Source organism: Croceicoccus esteveae, assembly GCF_031846435.1.
In the GTDB taxonomy this organism is placed as follows: domain Bacteria; phylum Pseudomonadota; class Alphaproteobacteria; order Sphingomonadales; family Sphingomonadaceae; genus Croceicoccus; species Croceicoccus esteveae.
In genome coordinates, this window is sequence record NZ_JAVRHS010000010.1 from 1 (window position 1) to 19,564 (window position 19,564).

Below are 19,564 nucleotides of genomic sequence, written 5' to 3' on the forward strand. Positions count from 1 at the left end.
TGCTTTCAGCTAGTCTTCCTGCGACTACGTCTTCACGAGAAGGATAGATCAACCGCTTATTGATATTGTAAAATCCGGATGAGAGATCGACAAGATCGAAGGGCAGCTCAGCTAATGTGTCCTGCAGTTTCTCGGAGCCATTTCCATCAAAATCTATATTTCCCGTTCGCATCGAAATGCGAAGGGAAGTTTCTACACCTTGGTCGCGCAGGCCTTCGGAAATGCGAGCCAAACCCTCGCGAACTCGTTCTGCTTGTGAGCAAATTCGTTCGTCGATTAGCAGGCTCAGCAGGTATCCATGGGCAGCGTGAAATTGAATGTGCGCGAAGCCATGATCGACGGCAAGATTGGCGGCGGAGTTGAAGGAACTGAGCACGCCCTCAACCCCAGCAATACCAAAGTCGCGCACAAGGACTTTCGCCCGAGGTATCACCCGGTCGCCGTCAGCCGAAAGGAAATTGCGAGAGCCCTCGTATCCATCCCACGCAGTCGCGAGCTGTATACCCGGAAGGGTCCCCTTCTCGCATATCGCGTAGGCAAGTTCAGACCAAACAGGTTCTGGTCCAAGAAAAGCCGTCGATCGATTGCTCCCGTGGCCATTTGGCACCACGACGTTTCCAACTATCGCGCAATAAAGGCGCGCAGAACTGCGTTGGCGGTAGAAATCGATATATCGAGCATCAGGCTCCCCATCGGAGACGAAACCCGTATTAACTCCTAGAAAGTAAACGCGTTTAGCGTTCCAATGAGCGGTATCGACCGTCATTTTCGTCCATCTTTGAGAGAATGTCCTTTTCCAGATCGCCGCCAAGCCCTGCTGACAAACGCATGAGGTAAATCGCAGCGTCGGCGAGCTCCTCGCGCATGTGAAGGGCGGCCGCTTCGAGGCTCGGGCCGTCATACTTCGCGTTATCTAGCCCTAATCCTACTTTCTTCAGCTCGTTTGCAAACTCTCCGACCTCACCGACAAGACCCACGAGATCATGCGTCAATTGCTCATATTGCTGACGCTCCGTCTCAAAGCGAACAAGAAAGCCGCGTCGCTCATCTGCGCTGATTTGCCTCTCGATGATAGCAGAAAGGTCCATACTCAGGCTCCTCTGACGTGTTTAATCAACTGCGTCCCGATGGCGATTACGGCAGTGCCAATGAGACTGGCAATTATCCCAATTAGGCCCTCGATCACCTTCTCATTCACCAGAAAAATCAAAAGCGCGTTCAAAACTATCGCGACAAATAATCCGATGTTTGTCCAGAACTGGGTTGCTTCCATCTGCCTGATTACAGCTGCGGTTGCGGCAGGTAGAAGGTCGAGCGCTTCTTCCTTCTCCGGCTTCACGCGAGGGTCGCTGGCCACTTCACCGTGCGTTTTCTGTAGATGTGTTTTGATTGGCCAAATTTCCATCTGAAAGCCATGTTGCCCTTCATAAAGTCGCGTGGCTTCGCTTGTCAGCTCACTGAACTCCGCCTTGGCGATCGGTTCGCCTTGAGGAAGCTCGATATATTTATCGCTTATGTTTTGTGTGACAATTCCCAGCCGGCCTTTGAAGCCTGGGTCTGCGTATGTCGCGACAGGGCTTAGGCCGACTGCGAACAACGACCCTTTGCTGACTACACGAACAGCAATATCAGCTGGAGTGTCAAGCTCCTCCTCAGTGATCAAAACCACGCGATGGCCCGGCTTGATCAAAACCTTTTGTCCCGCCTGCAGTTTGAAGCGTTTGCTTCCTTCAGTCAGGTCATAATAGACGTCCCCCAAACGAAGCTCATAGGACGATCCGTCCAGCATATCTGTATTTGGGTTCCTGATCAGATTTCCCTGCTTAAACTCTTCTTCGAGCTCTTTGTCGCTTAGCGTTGTCATGATGCCCCCCAAGTGGTCTGTAAGACCAATTCAGCCTGTCTTCGCATTAGGACCTCGAAAGTTACGATAAAAGAGCCTAGGTGCGATTGGCACTTTGCATTCGAGGTATGTCCTCAAGCATGGCTCTCCGGCAACGTGGATGCGTCTACCCAACGTTTTCGTTTGAATGGTGATCTCCGGCTTGGGCCGTATGGCATCGCGCGGATCTCGCGTTCGACCTCGACACACGCGTCATAGCGCGTGCGAATGATCATGAGTGGGCGTTTCTGCAAGACAGAGAATGACTGGATGAAAGCCATCGCTGAGATTTATCCCGCAAATTTCCAGTTTTCGATATATGCGGGATAAATGCCCGTTGGCTCCACATTTCATCGACCAACCTTGCTTTGTCGATCCACGCGGATGCATCCTGCTCAGTGAGGGTTGATGAGGTCAGAGCTTCGATGAGCAAACTAACCGCAAAGGTGCTGGCAACAGTGAACGGTCCCTATCGGACCAGGCAATCCGCTGAACAGCTCGCAGCGCTAATTGCAGACCCTTCAAGCGCGCAGATACGTAATGCCGCTGCTTTTGCTTTCTTCTCGGAGATTGCACCGGCAGATCAATTGGCCTTTATCGCAGAAATGGATGTCGATGAGGCCAAGGTGAAGGCAGTCGCACGTCGCTTTGCGGACATGGCCGGGTACCCGTTACCTCTGGCACCCTGAAAGCCAGGGACAACTGAATTCGGGATTCACACAGTCCCAATATCAGCCCATTCAAGAACCAGCTTGTCACCTTTTACACGGGGCAAGGCCTTGCGTGGAATGAGCTTCCCGCGCACCTCGAAGTCGGAAGTTATCTTGACCAGAAACACCATGCTGAAGTTCCGTTTGAGGTTCAGCGTAACCCGGTCATTGCTCTTGAATGGCGTGATTGTCTTGACCTCGACCAGGTCATTGCCGAGCCGTCCGTCAGATCCTTGAGCGTAGTTGCGGTGCAGCCTTATGCCATGCGTGATCGCCCCGTAGAGTTCTCCGATATCGCCATACACCTGTAGGTGCTTGCCCGTGTGCATGTGATACTGCTCTGCGGTGCAGATCAGATCCTCGAATATCGAGACCAGCGACAGATCGGCATTGGGATATTTTGCCCGCCATTCCTTGTACTGGATTTGCTCATTGATCTCATCCCAGCTGATCCATTCGCCATCATCCCAGATGGCATTGTCCGGCCCAAGTTGCTGCATCCCAAATCCGCTAACGTGTAAAGATTTTCGCGTTTTCTTTGCATGTCCGCATCAACGTGCAAAGCGAAAGCGCGTTTGCTTGTCACATCGGCTCAAGCTGCGATTCGCGTGAAAACCGGTCTCCCGCTGCACCAGAACAGTAGAATCGGTCCTGCATTGGCCCGGAGCGGACACCAGCGGGAAAAATTCTTTCAGTCCCGGACTGTCCATAGCGATCCAACATCGTCCACCCGCCAATGCGGAACGGCATTTGTTCTATTTTTGTTCTTTCCTACATCATTGCGATTCGCATAGCGTTGCTCGCGTCACCGAAGCTTGGTGGCGCTGAGTTGAACGTCTTATCGCACGGTTCGCAACGGCAATTTGAAGGACAACCCATCGTCGTGGGGGAACACGGCTTCGGTGACAGAACCTTGAAGCAAAGGAATCTGTCGTGCCGAATACTGAACTACTCACCTGCCATGAGGTCATGCGCCTGACTGGCATTCGCAGCCGGACAACGATCTGGCGACGCATCCGCCGGGGTGCCTTTCCTCATCCGATAGACATTGGCGGCGGACGTATCCGCTGGCGTTCCACTGACATCGAGGAGTGGATCGAGGCCCTCCCCCTGCGCAGCTATTGACCCCCACCACGGCGGGCAATGGCCCGCAGAAAGCATCTCCCCCATGTCTATCCTTTCCCTGATCAACGCTGCCCTGCAGAAGCATGGCTGGCTGATCGCCCGCCTTCCGAGCGACGAAGAAGAGCGTACCGCAAAATTCGTCGAGCTACTTATTGAAGACAATGCCGATGGGCGCGCCCGCCGCCACACATTACAGCCCTGGCTCTGGTACGAGCGCCCGGTCCGCGAGCGGTTTGAGGGGCAAGATTGTTGTCTCACCGTCGAGGGACCGATCTACCGGAGCAGAGACGGAACCGGGTATCCCCTTGGCAGCCAGCTTCGCACCGAATTCGGGTGGCTGGATCTCACGCCAGAAGAGACCAACCAGCTTGCAGATGAAGTTCGGTCTGCCATCGATCTGGTCCTTTACAGCTGGTTTACACACCCGGATATGGCGGGTCGCCAATTGCCCCGCCGCCCGTCGCGCGACCGCTACTACGACGATCATGTAGCCAAAAATCTGATCCTGTCTGCGACGCCTCCAACGGCAAGCATGGAGCAAGACGCCCATGCCAAGTGACTTGAGAAAGACTGGAGAAATATGGGGCCACGATACTGCGTATCGGACCCGCAATTTTCATACACACCCCACGCACGGGTGCATCAAGGATTTCTGCGGTTTCTGGAGCGCGCGGATAGCGCGCTCGCTCAGGCAATGCGTTCAGACCGTCGCAATTCTGCCATTTCCGGAGCGCGCTTCGAGCGCGCCCGGGAGGTGGTGATGGCGAGCTACATCAAGCGCACCATCCGCCTCAATCCTTCGCAGGCTCGCTCGCTGTCCAGCATCGCCGACCGGCGTGGAGTGTCGGAGTATGCGATGCTCCTGAAGGTGATCGACGCGGGCTTCCTTTCGGTCCTGCACGGCACCGAAAAGGAGACCGATCTAGCCGAACTGGCGCGCGAGATCGGAGCCATATCGGAGCGACTGGCCGAGGCTGAACGGGTGCTCGACCGCACCCTTTTCACTGCCTGTGCGGCCTACGCTTACGCCCGCCATGCAGCGCTGGGGACGAAGAAGTCCGACGAGACAATTGCAGCCGAAGCGCGCGCCGCTTTCGAGCGCCAGCGCTCGCTTGCCCTGGAGATCGAGCCATGAATTCCAACGTTGATTTTGTCACCCGGGCGCACGCCTTATGGCGAGTGCGCATGGCGCACTGGCAGCAGCGCTTCGGCTTCTTTGCCAAGCTCCTTCTCTTCGGCTGCCTCGCAGGAGCGATCATCACCCCGCTGCTCCGGCTTGGTCCAGAAGAGATAGCTGCTGTGGGTCACTTCATTGGAGCAAAGGTACTCTCATTGCTGGGGGAGTTCGCCAGCAAAGACTTCGAGATGAGAATCACCGTCAACGGCGAAAGGCTGATCGTCCCCGCTTCCGTTATTGCCAGCGATTCCGCAACTGCCGCGAACTTCTTCTGGACTGTGAAGCAGGTGATTGGAGGTGCGCTCGCGGGGCTGGCCCTCGGTATTTTCCTGTCGTTTGTGGTCAAACGATCGATGTTTGAGCAGGGCAAGGATACCCTCGCCGACCGGGTGATCGGCGGCACGCGCCTGGCCGATGAGGAGGATGTCGCTGCGCAAACGACATTGCTTTGTGGCAGGAACGCATTGCGCATTGGGCCGGTCCCCGTTCCACGCCGGATCGAGACCCGTCACTTCGCCTTTCTTGGCACCACCGGCAGCGGCAAGACCACTGCCCTTCGCCAGATGCTCGACGGTATCGAGAGGCGCGGCGAAGCGGCGCTGGTCTACGACACATCGGGCGAGTTCATCGCCCACTATTACAACCCCGCGCGCGGCGACATCATCCTCAATCCCTTCGATGCGCGCTGCACCTTCTGGTCGCCCTTTGACGAGATATCGCACCCCGCCGATGCCGACCGCATAGCCCGCCAGCTCGTGTCCGAAACCGGCAGTCAGGATGACGATGTCTGGCTGGAGACGAGCCGCATTCTGGTCGCCAACATGATGCGCTCGCTGTGGGCTGAGAAGAACTGCAGCCTCGAAGCCCTGCTCGAAGCCTTGCAGGTCAAGAGCAAGGAAGAGTTGAAGGACTGGCTCGGCCATACTTCGTCAGCCCGCACTTTTGCCGACGACGCTGACCGCGCGACCGGCAGCGTGCTCTTCATGCTCGCCAAGGCAGCAAACCTGATCCAGTTTCTGAAGGTCGAAGATGAAGGTGACGACCGCTTCACCTTCCGCGAATTCATCACCAGCCTGGACAAATGCGAGGGCGCGAGACCGTGGATCTTCGTCCCTCGCAAGGAGGATTATTTCGAGGCGGCCAAGCCGCTCATGGCTTGCTGGCTCGAATGCGCCGCGAGCGCCGTCCTGGGCCTGTCGCCATCGCCAGACAGGCGCATCTGGTTCGTGCTCGACGAGCTGGCCGACCTTCCAAAGGTCGAGAACCTTGCCCGGCTTTTGCCCGAAGGTCGCAAGTTCGGTGCGGCGATCGTGCTCACCTTCCAGGCGCTCGGGCAGATGCGCCATCGCTATGGCGCGAACATCGCCGAGGCCATGCTCGCCTGCTGCAACACCAAGCTGTTCCTGCAAACCGTCGACCAGGAAACCCGCAAATGGGCGAGCGAGACCATCGGCCAGTGCGAGATCGAAATGCGCGTTGCCACCGACACGCTGTCGATTGGCAGCGAGGTGCCGCGCACGACTATTGCCACCCAACGACAATTCCGTCCCGCCGTCCTTGAAAGTGAACTGCGGCTCAGTCCGCATCAGGGCTATCTGCTGCTTCCCGATGGTCTGCCGGTCGCGCGTATCGGTCTGACCGCTGATCATATCACCCGGCGCGGCGAGCCTCGTCAGCCCGGTTACGTGCCAGGCGATCCGGCGGGCACTCTGTGGAGCCGGGTCAGCGAAATCGCGAAAGGAGCCGAGCCCGACGTGAAGCCGGGACCAGTATAGTGGTCGCATCGGTCTCGGCTCTCTCAAATGCCGGTCAGGCGGCGAGCTATTACGAAGCCGACGATTACTATGCTGAAGGCGGCATGGCTCCGTCCGAATGGTTTGGCGAGGCGGCGGAGAAGCTGGGCCTGTCCGGCGAAGTCGACCGCGAGAAGTTCGCCGAATTGCTCGAAGGAAGGATGGCCGGACAGCAACTCGGCACCACCCGTGATGGCAAGGTCGAACACCGGCCAGGCTGGGACATCACCCTTTCCGCGCCCAAATCGGTCTCGATCATGGCCGAGGTCGCTGGCGACAAGCGGCTCGTCAAGGCCCATGGCGCAGCGGTGAAACTGGCGCTCGCCCATGTCGAGAAGCACATGGCGGCAACCCGGATCAGGCAGGGTGGCGAAGTCCGGCGCGAGGCGACCGGCAATCTCGCCATCGCCACTTTCCGCCATGCCACAAGTCGGGCACAAGACCCGCAGCTGCACACCCATGCCGTCGTGATCAACGCCACGCAGGACAGGGATAGCAACTGGCGCAGCCTTGAGCCGCGGGCCTTCTACCAGTTGCAAAAGGAGATCGGCGCGATCTACCGGCAGGAGCTGGCGCATGGTGTTGCGGTGCTGGGCTATCGGATCGAGGAGAAGAAAGACTCGCTATTCGAGATTGCTGGCGTTCCGGACAAGGCCATCGATGCACTGAGCCAGCGCACCGCTGCGATCAATGCCCGGCTTGCCGAGCGCGGCACGAGCCGCGCGGAGGCGAGCGCCGCCGAAAAGCAGATCGCGGCGCTCGATACGCGGGAAGCCAAGAGCCATGCCGATCATCGCACCTTGCGCGCCGACTGGCGAGCAACAGCCGATGCCAACGGATTCGATAAGGCAGCGCAGGAAAAGCTGGTCGGCGAAGCGAGGGAGCGGGTCAAAAGCAGCGAAGCAACCGCCAACTTTGAATTGCTGGCGCGGCAGGCAGTGACATGGGCCGCTGCCAAGCTGTCCGAGCGCGAAGCAGTCTTCTCGGCCAGCACCCTCGCGCGGGAGGCAGGGGGTTTTGCTTTCGGCAAGGCCGGGCACGGCGCAATTAGCGCGGCAATTGCCGAGGCCGGAGAGCGCGGCGAGCTTGTCCCGCGCACCTTCCTCGACCGGCGCGGTGCGGAGTTTGCCGGGTTCACGACGCCTCAGGCCATCGCAACCGAGCGCACGATGCTGCGCCTTGCCGAAGCCGGGCGCGGCATGACCCAATCACTCGCAAGTCCGGTGACCGCAGCGCGAACCATCGAGCGCGCAGCGCGCCAATCGGCGCGATCCGGCCATGTCTGGACCGAAGAACAGAAGCGCGCGACCGCAGACTTGCTCACCTCACGCGACCGCATCGCTGCTGTCCAGGGCTATGCCGGGACCGCCAAGACCACGACCGTGCTTGCAACCTACGCCCGCGAGGCGCGGAGACACGGGCTTGCGGTTACAGCGCTTGCGCCAACCGCATCGGCGGCGACCGTGCTCGGGGAAGCGCTCGGCCTGCGCGGTGACACCGTGGCGCGACATTTGCTCGCACCCGAGGCGAAAACAGTGGGAAAGGATGCTGTCTGGATCGTCGATGAAGCCTCGATGCTCTCGGCGCACGACATGGCGAAACTCATGACCCGCGCCGACAAGGCAGGAGCCAGGCTCGTGCTGGTCGGTGATGTCAAGCAATTGGGATCGGTCGGTGCAGGTGCTGCCTTCGCGCAGTTGCAGCAGACGGGCATGGCGACCGCGAAACTTGCCGAGGTGGTCCGGCAGACCAATGCCGACACCCGCGAAGCCGTCATGGCCTCGATCGAAGGCCATGCGGGCAAGGCGCTGGCCGCGCTGGAACGCGGCGGCGGCAAGGTGATCGAAGGCCCAACGCCGGAGGAGCGCCTTGGCGCGATGGCTCGGCACTATATGGCCTTGTCGCCAGCAGAGCGTGCCCGAACGCTCGTAATCGAACCATCGCGCGAGGGCCGGGACAGGCTCACCGGCATAATCCGCGCAAAGCTGTTCGAGCGCCGCGAGCTGTCGGCAGAGGCGCTGCGGTTCGATGCGCTCGAAGCGAAAGGTCTAACCCGTGCAGAAGCGCGCGAGGCAGCAAGCTATGCCGTCGGCGATGTCGTCCGGTTCAGCCGGGATTATGCCGCCAAGGGCGTGCGCCGGGGCGAAAGCCTTGCGATTGTAGGTATCAATCCCGAGCGCGGGCGCATCGTTCTGGAAGGTCGCGGAGGCCGTTCGCTGGATTGGCAGCCCCGGCAGTGGGGTGCAGGCAAAGCCGAAGTGTTCGAACCGAAACCGATGGAGCTTCGCACCGGCGACCGCGTGCAGTTCACCTGCAATGACCGCAAGGCTGGGCGGGTCAACGGTCTTGGCGGTACCGTCAGCCGTATCGATTCCGACCGTGGCCGGGCAACGGTGAAGCTTGCCAATGGACGCGATCAAAAGCTCGATCTCTCCGATCCCCGCGACGCTCATTTGCGTCATGCCTATGTCCAGACAGCCCACGCCGCCCAGGGCCAGACCGCCGAGCGTGTCCTGATCCACGCGGACAGCCGCTCAACTAATCTGGTCGACCAGAAGATGCTCTATGTCGCGCTGTCGCGCGCCAAAGCCGAGGCCGTCGTTGTCACCGACGACAAGGACCGGCTCGTTCGCGCGATCTGTGAGCGTGCGGGCGAGAAGCAGACGGCCATGACCGCGAGCACTCCCGAGGCCGGAAAGTCGAAATCGATGGGCGCCGGACTGGGCTGATTTGCTGCTATGCAGCTTACAGACTGACCTTTTCAGACCGCCTGTAGAGTACGGTGAGGTCGTTGTGCGAAACGCGAAACTGGCTCCGGCGCTTGATCTCAGGTGTCATTGTAGACGCGTTCACCAGCTTGATGGCGGGATCGTAGTAGACCTGTCCTCTGGCAAAGGACTGGAGAAACATCAGGAAGTCTGTTTCCTCACACAGAAGGACCTCAGGACCGTAGCAATATTCGGGAGGCGGGGTGCGAAAGAGTGATGGCACATAGGCCGCCTGTGCATGTTTACGGTTCCAGTGCGCCATCATCCCCTTGAAGCTCCAGGTCGCTGCGACCTCATCCCGGTCGCTGATCAGAACGAGCTCTCCATCGAGATCGGTGATCTTCCCGGTTATCTCATCATAGCCCGTCAGCGTCATCCGCAGGCCGGTCAGCAAATGGTGCTTACGCTGGCAGTCGTACCGGCCACCAAAGTTGATGCGATCAGCTTTCCCGGACTGATCGGGATAGCCGAAGCGCCGCATGAAAGCATCGACACCCTCTGTGCGGTAAATGCCCCCGGTGGGCTCAGGCGTCATCAGCGTGACCGGCGATTTCGCCTTGAACGACAGGAAGTCGCGCACGCCGTATTGTTTTACTTCCCAGCCCAGATAGTCCGGCTCTGCATAGCCGTTGGGAGTGACACCAAGTTCGGCCTCAAGCGTATAGCCACCGCCATTGCGGGCAGCATAGGGAGCCTTGGTTCCGTCAGCCGCCAGCTTCTGCGATGCGATCCAGTTCAGCCGGTATATCCGGCGCAGTTCGTCAAGCAGCTGTTCGCGGGGGTCCCTCGCATCATCAAGCGAAAGGGGAAGTTCGAGGAATACGCCGATCATCGGCCATTCGCGGGCGACCAGTTCTCTCGCTACCGGGTCATCGCCAGATACCGCATAGCCCACGACTGAACCGGTGCGCGTGATGCCAAAGAACAGCACGCGGCCTTCATCCCTTACCCGCATGATATCCGATGGTGCTGCCTTGCAGCCCAGAAGAAAGCCCGACATGCGAACTTCGGGATATTTGGGATAGAGGATCAGGCCCGTGTTGGGGGCATGGTGAAGCCCGTCCCCGTTCACCCAGTAGAAGTCGACAGATGCCTTGGCACGGTCGCGCACGGCCCGGGCGACTTCGGTATCATCGCTGTAGATCTCGCCATGCGGAATGATGTTCAGAGCCGAGAAGTCACCGCCCAGATAGACCTGGTTTTTTGAATTGTCGTTTGGCGCGAGACGCTTTGCATAGATACGGGTTGCGCCGTGATGGCGAAGGAGGTCCAGCAATTGTGCAAGTGATCCGGCCAACTAATTGCCCCTGAGCGTGATCGATGGTTCAGCCGATCTTACCCACATGGCAAGTGCCTGCATAGTTTCAGCAAAATCAGGCTTCGTCCTGCCCTTTAGCGCGCATTCCCAGACTACGCCGATGCGCCATCCATCGGTCCGAAGTGCTGTGGCAGCCTTTTTATCGTTGGCGACATTGCGCCCGATCTTGTCCGCCCAGAATTCCTGCCGTGTCGCGGGCATCCTGAAGAGGTGACAATCATGCCCGTGCCAGAAGCAGCCATGGACGAAGATCACCGCCTTGTGACGCGGGAAAACGAGGTCGGGCTTGCCTGGCAATTCCTTCGCGTGAAGCCGGAATCTCAGACCGACCGCATGCAAAGCCTGGCGGACCTGAAGTTCCGGCTTCGTGTTTGCACCTCTGATCGCCGCCATATTCCGGCTGCGCGTGGCAACGTCGTGAACGTCAGCCATTCGTCAGGCCGCTTTGCTTCCCCTGACAGGCTCGACCAGAGCCTGAATATGGGGCTGCATAACGCTGGCTACGGCCTCAAAAACCGGCACTGCCACCGAGTTGCCGAACTGCTTGTAGGCCTGCGTGTCCGATACGGGGATGCGGAAATCGTCGCCATAGCCCATAAGCCGCGCGCACTCGCGGGGCGTCAGGCGTCGCGGATTGCTTTTCGGCCCCTGACTGACAAGGATTTCCGACCCGTCCTTGTAATACCGGGCTGAAAGCGTGCGCGCGACATCATCGGGTGTCACCAAACCAAAACCAAAGCCATTGCCCGCAGCTTTGTGCTTTGCGGCATAGCCCTGGAGATACTGCCAGAGCTTGTCGGTCAGCGTATACTTCCCGTTCACGACAGCATCCGGGCCAAGGGTGTACGGAGCCTCGGCTTTCTCCGAGCCGTCTTCCGGATGAAGGATGCTGCTCAGTCGTACTTTTCCTTTTGGCGGGAGTTTCAGGTCGTCCCAGCTGAACGGAACGGCTTCGCGGAAACCGACAATCACGATCCGCTCACGGTGCTGCGGCACGAAGTGCTGCGCATCGATCACCTGATGCCAGACCTTATAGCCAAGTTCCTCGGTCAGCGTTCGCAGGATGACATCGAAGGTGCGGCCCTTGTCGTGGCTTTTGAGGTTCTTCACGTTCTCCAGAAGGAACGCCGCAGGCCGCTTTGCCCTAATGATGCGGGCTACATCAAAGAAGAGTGTGCCCTGCGTTTCATCGAGGAAACCGTGCTTGCGACCCAGCGAGTTCTTTTTGGAAACACCGGCGATCGAAAACGGCTGACACGGGAAACCCGCCAGCAGCACATCGTGATCCGGAATCTCGTCAGTCCCGATGGCCGTAATGTCGCCATGCGGGGGATGATTGTCCCGGAAGTTCGCAGCGTAGGTTTCCTGGGCGAACTTGTTCCATTCGGAGGTGAACACACAGTGCCCGCCGATGGCATCGAAGCCCTTCCGGATTCCGCCGATCCCCGCGAAGAGATCGATGAAGTTGAACCGGCTGCCTGTCTGGACAGGGCCGACAGAAGCCATAGAGTGCAGCACTCTGACAGCTGCCTCTCTTGGCTTTCCGTCCCCCGCTTCCCAACGCTGCACGTGACGGACGCTATAGCCGGTCATTCGGGCAACATCGTCGAGAGACAGACCGGCGCGGACGCGGAGAGCAGCAAATTCGTTGAGCATGTTACCTCTGGGACAATTTACGACACAGTGTCGTTTTTAATCCCAGATGGCAACCCTGCGAAGCAATTTTGTTCGCAATTTGTTCGATGCGTGTCTGCCGAATCTGTGGAGCATTTTCAAGCTGGTTTTGAATGCTCGCTGTGAGTGCGTTGGAGTAGAGCCTTAAGGGGCTGCCCTTGCGGGCGACCTGCTCTATCCGCTGGCGCGAACCGGGCCTGTAGTCCCGTCCCGTCGGGGTGACGATCAGGAGCAGTTCGAATCGGAGCGGGAATTCCCGATGGACGCGCTCTGTCCCGCGCATTCTGCGCTCCTGAGGGCGCGGCATTCCTGAGCTAACCCGCAGGCACTCTTGCCTCTCTCATTGCCGGAGGCCCGCTGGCGCACTGATCGCGCGCGCAGGACCTCCGTCGGCTTCGCGCCGTTGCAAGGGTGCCGTTCTTGCTGGATCGCGGGGCGATCCCTGGCAGGAACACCAAAGGCTTTGCCCTCTCGTTCCCGAAACCGGAAATAGACGCCCCCGTGTGGCGGGCTGTGCCCGCTGGCCCGCGCCAGGGCATCGATTCCGGTTTTCCCTCCCCCTCCCATCCTCGCCGGAAGGCAGGCCGCATGCCGCGTGTCGGATGCGGCTTTCAGCCGAAGGAGGGCAGAAAATGGGCGACCTGATCTTGAACTACCGAGCTTGCGGGGCCGAGTGCCGCGAGGAGTGGTTGCGGATGCTGGCCAACGAGAACGGCTTGCCGTTCGGGACGGTGCAGCGTCTGGCCGAGGAACTGGGCGAGCGCGAGGATTTCGGCGAGCTGGTCGATATTTGTGAGCTTGGCGTGAGGGTGGTGCAATGACTGCTGGCAGTCTTTCCCGCAGCGAGCAGATAGCACAGCTCAATGACCGGGCGCGGCAGGCGATGGGCCTTGCGTGCGTTGCTGTAGCAACCGAAGGCTTCCGGGCCTTGTCAGATGAAGATCAGTCGCGTGTGCGCGAACTGGTCGAGACGTTTGACACCTTCACACCGGACAACGACCCTTACGGCGAACGTGATTTCGGGGCAATCTATCAGGATTGCGATGGCCGTTGGACGACCACGCGACCGGCGCGGCCTGCCGATACCGTGTTCTGGAAGATCGATGCCTACGACCGTGACTTGCGGTTCGGCAGCGAGGACCCGGCCGATCCTGCCGTTACGCGGCGGGTGCTGACGATGATGCTGGCATCGGAATACTGAAAAACGAGAAGCGCGCCGCAGGATGCGGTGTGCTTCTCATCCATTCCTTGGCGCTTGTTTGAACTGCAAACCGAATTCGACCGGTGTCCAGTCTGGTTTCGCGCGGTGCAGCACGTGCGAGAATTCGCCTCGCTATGTCGGCTTCGTTTTGGGCACCCTGACTGGCCGCACTCGGATCGCCTTCAATGTCCGGCCCGCGCCGGTTCGCTCCGCTCACCCGTGTTGGACATGAACCCTTTCCTTGGCCGTGCGGCCTTCCCGTTTGGTGCAACGAGCCACCAGATACGAAAGGAATTCATCATGGCACGCAGCAATACCGCACCCGTGCAGGAGACCAATCCGCCGGACTTCCTCGCCTGGCATGTCGCGAATAAGGGCAACAAGGCATTCTGGACTCGCATCGGAGCCGCGTGGTTCCATCGCGATCGTAAAGGCCTCTCGCTTCAGCTGGAAGTGGTCCCGATCAATGGCCGGATCGTCCTGAGAACGCCGCTGGACGACGAGAAGAAGGAACCGGGCGCTTAGCGCCCGGCCTTCGGCGCGAAGGGCGGCGATATGCCTATAGCCGTCAATAAGAAATTAAATATGGAAGGCGGAAAGCATGCGAGTCTACTGAGTACAGCAGCGTGTTTTGTCCTGCAGCGGGCAACCTCTTAATATATTCGCGCCTCATCGAACGAAACAATTCAGCCAGCATAACCTCTCCGGTCGCACCTGTATTCTGATCTTCCTTGTTCGACTTGGTTCGATAATGAGCCACGGCCAACGACTCGTGTCCGTTCGCCGCAAGAAAGGATTGAGCACGCAACCACGCGAAAACATTGAAGCTTCGATCAACAATGACCAAAAGGAGGCTGCCGGCGTAACGGAAGCGCCTATCGGCGTGGAGGTAGTCAGTGTCTGAGATCGGGAAATTTTGTTGTTTCACCTGCCCTGACTACAATCAGGAGATAAGACGCATCGACGCGGCCTGTCCTGATTGCGGCCGGACTTATGACTTTCCCTTGGTCTCATCACCTGTGCAAATTGGGAACTTCGACGTCGTGCAGCCTCTCGGCCGGGGCTTTTACGCCGCGACATTCATCGCCAAACCAAGAACCGGCCTGAACAGGGCGCTCCGAGTTCTTAAAGTGTCACCCGTGGCGATGTACACGAAGTTCGGGAAGGACTTTGCTGCCGAGGCTGAACGCCACGCAGCAGTGGCGGATGGGGCAGACCATGTTGTCGCGGTAGACGACATATTTGACGTCGACATCGATTTCTCTGGTTTAAGCCTGCCCTGCCACGTTGCGGTCTTGCAGTTTGCCGATGGCGACACGTTAAACCGGTACCTTTCGGGTGCACGCCCATTAACTGCGGCGGAAGCAGCACAGATCGCCTGCGACCTCTTCCGGATGAAGGAGGAGTTTGAGCAGAAGCTAGTCAACCACAATGACCTTCATGCATCGAATATCATCATCGAGACGCTTCCGCCTGGACGCCGGCGCGCGGACGCGATCGAACCAGCCATCCGAGCCGTAGCGATCGACCTCGGTTCTGCGGCCGGAGACCGCCGGTCGGGCGAGGGCTACACCGGTGACCTCCACTGGATCGGACGGCACATTCATGCGATGGCTGACCGGTTGCTGGCTGGCGGCGATACAGCACCCGACCTAGACAAGCGAGTGGGTCTGAAACTGCACGGAATCGCGCAAGGCTTAGCTGCAGCGACCGTCAATCAGCGGACGCCGTCAGCTGCCGACGTCATTGCGGAGATTAGAGAACAGTATCATCGCACGGCGGAGGCTTGGCGTCCGTGGCGAAATCAGACGGTACTGCGGACGTTTGCGGAATCCTACAACGCCCAGACGCTTAACGCGTGGTATGTGCCACAGCTAATCGTTGATCCCGATGGCGCCTGGCTGAAGAAGGTCAGCTCGCCCGGCCCTCTTGTAATGACCGGAATGAGAGGGTGCGGAAAGACGATGCTGCTGCATTCACTGCAGTTTCATGCTCGCGCTACAGTTCTTCCGAAGGAAGAGGATGCCGACGCACTCAAGAGGGTGACAGAGGACGGTTACATCGGACTCTTTGTTTCCGCGCAACGACTTATTCCGGTTGACCCAAAAGCCGACCGGCCTTCGACTGAGGAACTCTTTGCAAGACTTCTGGTCGCCTATGCAGTGCAGGCAGCGCGCGCTATGGCGCACCTGCAGGACCTTGATGGTCACGCCTTGGCACTTAATGCAGGATTAGGCCTGCTTCACGCGGTGTCCGAATCTCTCACACCACGACCAAGTCTACCGCAGCCATCGACCGTAGAGCAGCTCGAACGTTGCCTCAGTGATCTGCTAATTCGCGTAAGCCGCAGCGACTCAGGACTTCGGCTAGCTACGAACCCGAATACGGCTTTCCCACTACTTGCAGAGGCAATCCGGCGGGCTGCTCCAATCTGGAACGAGTCCCAAATTCTCTTCCTACTGGATGACGTCTCAACGCGCTACCTAGATCCTGATCGCATCGAGGATCTGCTCTCCGCACTGCTTTTCCAGCATCCCCTCTGTGCTTTCAAGCTGACGTCGGAGGCGCAGACCATTTTTCTGAGTCTTAAGTCCCCGGGCCAGGTGCATCCGGCTGCAGCAGGCCGGGACTTCACCACATTCGATCTAGGTGCGGAGGTTCAAACTCGGCTCAAGGCTCGAAGCGGCAAAACGTTCGTTACACAAATCCTCGATGCGCGCGCACGGCTTTTTCCAGGGCACCCCGGGCAAAGTTCCGCAGATGTCCTCGGAGATACTGATCTCGAATCCATTGCGCGAACTATCGCCGAAACGCAGACCCGATCCCGCGAACGCAAACGCCTGTATCACGGCCTTCGGGCACTGGCAGGTGTCTGCGTCGGAGACATCGGTGCCGTGATCCAAATCTATCAGGAAATCCTAACGGGCAGGAAGCTCGCGCTTCCCGTTCAGCCGGAACGGCAACACGAGGTCTTCCAAGATTTCTGTGCGCGCCACCTATACAGCCTCGACCGCCGCGGTAGCGATTTGAAACTGGTCGCACTGCAGTTTGCCGAGGCATCCCACCAACTGTTGATGGAGTCCGGTCGAGGGAAGCCCACTGGCCGAATCCGCCAGTATACTTCTCTGTACGTCCGGGTGACAGCAGGGAAGATGCAGGAGCAAATGAGCAGGCTGCGTGAGCTGGTGGACGCTGGTGTCTTTGTGTTCACCGGAGGCACCGCTCGAACCAAAACGCATGATTCGGACCCGGTTCAGCAGTTCAAACTTACGTTCAGGAAAATCTACGGCCTCGCGAACTTCATTGGCCTTTCCGACCGGGACAGATTCGAGCTCTCCGGCGAGGATCTCGAACGATGGCTCGAAGAACCGGGTTCAGGAAAGGAGGTGCTACTACGCAATCTTTCCACAGCTGGTCCAGAAAGCAGCAGCGACCAAGCGGAATCGGAGGAAGAGCCGCAAGTAGAAGAACCGCGACATCTCTCGGCCCATCTCGCAGAGGAAGTTTCATTAGGCCGACAGATGAACTTCTTGGAAAGCCTCCCGGATAGTCCTGTCGCGCCAGCTGACGACGTAGTCCCCATAATTCTTCCGCCAGCGCCAGCCGTCCGGGAGATTGATACGGATGGACTTGCCAATCTGCAGGTGGACGATCTCATAACCGGCCTAGGATTCGAGGACAGGACCCGCGAGTCTTTGTCTCGCACACTAGCGATCATGCGACCGTCGCGCATAATTGCCATAGCTTATGAGAATCCGGGACATGGTGACACCATGCGCGAGATGGCATCCGATTACGGAATTGACCTTGAGGAAGTCTCATATTCCGCGTTTGTCGCGGGATCCGGCCCGTCCTTGGCTGGTCGTACACTGGTCGATGTCACCGGCCTCGCAAAACCAGCGCTTTTTAGTGCGGTTCGGGCAGGGCTTCGTTCTCCACACGGTCTGGTCGTAGCCTACACGGGTGCCGCGGAATATTATCCCCTCGAGGATGACCTGCGCGTAGTCCTAGAGGCATATGGAGCCTCGGACCATCATCTGCTGCTGACCGAACTGCGGAACGTGCTGACGGGTGAGAGTGGGCCCTATCAATCCGTGCCTCTCCTTGAGGCTGAAACAGACGGAACGAGACTTCGTGCATTGTCAGCATTCGCATCACCTCGTCATGAACGGCTGCTGCACCTTGCCGCTGAAAGAGAATATGACGCGGTCCAAATCATTACGGATGCGGCGGCAACATCTCGCGCGCAAGTTGGCGGGATTGCAGCGCGAGTTGCGCTGGAGGATACTCCAGGTGGAATTGTCGTATCCGCCGATGCTGGAAATCTTGCCGAGCTCGTGGAGATACTCGCCCGCCAGCATGAGGGCTGGTTTGTGCATGGCGGCCTTGATTATGAGATAGGTTTAACAGGCAACAAGATGCAGGCGACCGCTGCGGCCATCGTAGCTGCGGCGTTGCCCGTCAGCCAAGTGTGGTACGTAAAGCCGGAGGCTTTCGACCAACCGCGTTTTACCAAGGGTGTCACTGCCACCCGCTACTACATAGTGGAGCGTAGCCTAAACCCAACCAGTGCCCTATGATGCTCGACAAAGCCCATAATTTCCACCAATGTTAGGGGTTCGTGTCGTTAACGGTCGGACAAGGGGGTAGTACGATTGGAAAGCGGGAACTTCCTGCACTGAGGTGTGTCGATCTGTTTGCTGGCGCTGGTGGTTTTTCCCTAGCCGCGCAGCAGGCAGGTTTTGAGGTGTCGCTAGCGATCGAACATGATCGCCATGCTGCCGCTACCTATCGCCGAAACTTGGTGCGTGGCCGTCGGGCCACGAGGCTCATCGAGGCTGATATCCGGAAGCTCGATCCTTGCCTCCTTGCCCGGCAGACACTGAAAAGGCGTGGTCCAGTTCACCTGATGTTGGGCGGCCCGCCTTGTCAGGGCTTCTCAAGTCATCGTCTGAAGGATGCCGGGGTGAGCGATCAGCGCAACGACCTCATCCACACCTATTTTGACTTCGTCAGAGCTTTCGAGCCGCGCGCTTTCCTTATGGAAAATGTGCCTGGAATGCTGTGGCCGCGGCACGATGCGGCCCTCGCCCGCTTCTACGACGAGGGTAGGGCTGCCGGATACCGTATGCTGGAGCCAATAGTGCTCGACGCCCGCAACCACGGTGTCCCCCAACGTCGCCGCCGCGTGTTCATCCTAGGTGTCACGCCGGATGCCGTACAGAGAGACCTTTCGTGGCCACCTCTGCCGACCCATGCTCCAAATGGGGAAAATGGCCTTTTGCCTTGGCGAGATTGCAACACTGCCTTTTTACCCGCCGCTGCAGGTGATCCGAACGATCTGCACATGAACCACAGCGCCGAGCTCGTCGCCGCGTTCGCCCGTACACCCGCCAACGGCGGAAGCCGCCATCAGTCAGGGCGTGTGCTGGAGTGTCACCAAGGTCATGACGGGCATAACGATGTCTATGGGCGAATCGATCCGGCAAAGCCCGCGCCCACGATGACCACTGCGTGTATTAATCCGTCGAAAGGTCGCTTTGTTCATCCAGTGGAGAATCACGGTATTACACTCCGGCAGGCAGCCAGAATCCAGACTTTTCCAGATTCATTCATCTTTACTGGCGGGCTGATCGCTGCTGGTAGCCAGATCGGCAACGCCGTTCCTGTAAATCTGGGTCGAGTGCTACTTGAGCATCTGAGGACGCAGATCAAATTTACTGCGAGTAAGCCGCATCCGGAAAATTTGTCGGGCTGTCGATCCGTCACGGACAAGGCTGACGGATTGTCATTCGGAAAGATTGCAGAAGTGCAGCTGCCACCCTTTGTTGGACCCATTGGGCCGGCTGATAATCAGCAAAAAGATGTCGAATACGAGACCGCTCCCGCCGCCGGTTGAACGGACGTAAGATCTTG

Annotated in this window: 17 protein-coding genes and 1 pseudogene; 11 read left to right on the forward strand and 7 right to left on the reverse strand. The window is 58.7% G+C overall.

All coding sequences use genetic code 11. From position 1 onward, the window contains the following. The 3 genes and pseudogenes from RM533_RS10950 to RM533_RS10960 form a co-directional block, all read right to left on the reverse strand. Positions 1–766 (reverse strand): annotated as a pseudogene (locus RM533_RS10950) (hypothetical protein); the annotation flags it as partial. Then, positions 735–1,088 carry a nucleoside triphosphate pyrophosphohydrolase family protein gene (locus tag RM533_RS10955; RefSeq protein ID WP_311341273.1) on the reverse strand — a complete coding sequence of 118 codons (354 nt, stop codon included), beginning with the start codon at positions 1,086–1,088 and terminating at the stop codon, positions 735–737. The pseudogene RM533_RS10950 and the gene RM533_RS10955, both read right to left, overlap by 32 nt. A gap of 2 nt (positions 1,089–1,090) precedes the next feature. Beyond that, a complete protein-coding gene (locus RM533_RS10960; protein ID WP_311341274.1) occupies positions 1,091–1,876 on the reverse strand; it encodes a dCTP deaminase in 786 nt (261 codons plus the stop codon). Between the two features lie 404 nt (positions 1,877–2,280). On the opposite strand from RM533_RS10960, the gene RM533_RS10965 reads away from it, so the two are divergent. Continuing rightward, complete coding sequence (locus RM533_RS10965) at positions 2,281–2,571, forward strand: hypothetical protein (protein WP_311341275.1); 291 nt, start codon at positions 2,281–2,283, stop codon at positions 2,569–2,571. A gap of 26 nt (positions 2,572–2,597) precedes the next feature. Here RM533_RS10965 and RM533_RS10970 read toward each other — a convergent pair whose 3' ends face one another. Then, complete coding sequence (locus tag RM533_RS10970; RefSeq protein ID WP_311341276.1) at positions 2,598–3,092, reverse strand: hypothetical protein; 495 nt, start codon at positions 3,090–3,092, stop codon at positions 2,598–2,600. A 433-nt stretch (positions 3,093–3,525) separates the two neighbouring features. Here RM533_RS10970 and RM533_RS10975 point away from each other — a divergent pair, with 433 nt between their 5' ends. From RM533_RS10975 to mobF, 5 genes are read left to right on the forward strand one after another with little or no spacing between them, the layout of a single operon-like run. Then, positions 3,526–3,717 (forward strand): helix-turn-helix transcriptional regulator, encoded by a 192-nt coding sequence (locus RM533_RS10975; protein WP_087910441.1) that lies wholly within the window; start codon positions 3,526–3,528, stop codon positions 3,715–3,717. Positions 3,718–3,760: 43 nt separating this feature from the next. Continuing rightward, the gene (locus RM533_RS10980) at positions 3,761–4,276 is read left to right on the forward strand and encodes a hypothetical protein (protein ID WP_311341277.1); all 516 of its coding nucleotides are present in this window, start codon (positions 3,761–3,763) and stop codon (positions 4,274–4,276) included. 21 nt (positions 4,277–4,297) lie between these two features. Continuing rightward, positions 4,298–4,852, forward strand: coding sequence for a hypothetical protein (locus RM533_RS10985; RefSeq protein ID WP_311341278.1), 555 nt, complete (start codon positions 4,298–4,300; stop codon positions 4,850–4,852). Further along, the gene (locus tag RM533_RS10990) at positions 4,849–6,669 is read left to right on the forward strand and encodes a type IV secretion system DNA-binding domain-containing protein (protein WP_311341279.1); all 1,821 of its coding nucleotides are present in this window, start codon (positions 4,849–4,851) and stop codon (positions 6,667–6,669) included. The genes RM533_RS10985 and RM533_RS10990 overlap by 4 nt, the downstream gene beginning before the upstream one ends. Beyond that, on the forward strand, positions 6,669–9,416 hold the full coding sequence (gene mobF / locus RM533_RS10995; RefSeq protein WP_311341280.1) for a MobF family relaxase: 2,748 nt from the start codon (positions 6,669–6,671) through the stop codon (positions 9,414–9,416). Before RM533_RS10990 ends, mobF begins: the two co-directional genes overlap by 1 nt. A 16-nt stretch (positions 9,417–9,432) precedes the next feature. Here the strand turns inward: mobF and RM533_RS11000 are convergent, their stop codons facing one another. Genes RM533_RS11000 through dcm form a run of 3 tightly spaced genes read right to left on the reverse strand, consistent with a single transcriptional unit; the run spans position 9,433 to position 12,429 of the window. Continuing rightward, complete coding sequence (locus tag RM533_RS11000; protein ID WP_311341281.1) at positions 9,433–10,752, reverse strand: MvaI/BcnI family restriction endonuclease; 1,320 nt, start codon at positions 10,750–10,752, stop codon at positions 9,433–9,435. After that, the gene (locus RM533_RS11005) at positions 10,753–11,205 is read right to left on the reverse strand and encodes a very short patch repair endonuclease (RefSeq protein ID WP_311341282.1); all 453 of its coding nucleotides are present in this window, start codon (positions 11,203–11,205) and stop codon (positions 10,753–10,755) included. A gap of 3 nt (positions 11,206–11,208) precedes the next feature. Further along, positions 11,209–12,429 (reverse strand): DNA (cytosine-5-)-methyltransferase, encoded by a 1,221-nt coding sequence (gene dcm, locus RM533_RS11010; protein ID WP_311341283.1) that lies wholly within the window; start codon positions 12,427–12,429, stop codon positions 11,209–11,211. A 650-nt stretch (positions 12,430–13,079) separates the two neighbouring features. On the opposite strand from dcm, the gene RM533_RS11015 reads away from it, so the two are divergent. The 5 genes from RM533_RS11015 to RM533_RS11035 all read left to right on the forward strand — a co-directional run bounded on the left by RM533_RS11015 (position 13,080) and on the right by RM533_RS11035 (position 19,547). Beyond that, entirely contained in the window at positions 13,080–13,268 is a 189-nt protein-coding gene (locus RM533_RS11015) for a hypothetical protein (protein ID WP_311341284.1), read from the forward strand. Next, complete coding sequence (locus tag RM533_RS11020; RefSeq protein WP_311341285.1) at positions 13,265–13,648, forward strand: DUF3768 domain-containing protein; 384 nt, start codon at positions 13,265–13,267, stop codon at positions 13,646–13,648. Before RM533_RS11015 ends, RM533_RS11020 begins: the two co-directional genes overlap by 4 nt. Positions 13,649–13,948: 300 nt before the next feature. Continuing rightward, the gene (locus RM533_RS11025; protein ID WP_311341286.1) at positions 13,949–14,173 is read left to right on the forward strand and encodes a hypothetical protein; all 225 of its coding nucleotides are present in this window, start codon (positions 13,949–13,951) and stop codon (positions 14,171–14,173) included. Positions 14,174–14,544: 371 nt separating this feature from the next. Beyond that, a complete protein-coding gene (locus RM533_RS11030) occupies positions 14,545–18,228 on the forward strand; it encodes an ORC-CDC6 family AAA ATPase (RefSeq protein WP_311341287.1) in 3,684 nt (1,227 codons plus the stop codon). A 41-nt stretch (positions 18,229–18,269) separates the two neighbouring features. Beyond that, complete coding sequence (locus RM533_RS11035; protein WP_311341288.1) at positions 18,270–19,547, forward strand: DNA cytosine methyltransferase; 1,278 nt, start codon at positions 18,270–18,272, stop codon at positions 19,545–19,547. Positions 19,548–19,564 lie beyond the last annotated feature (17 nt).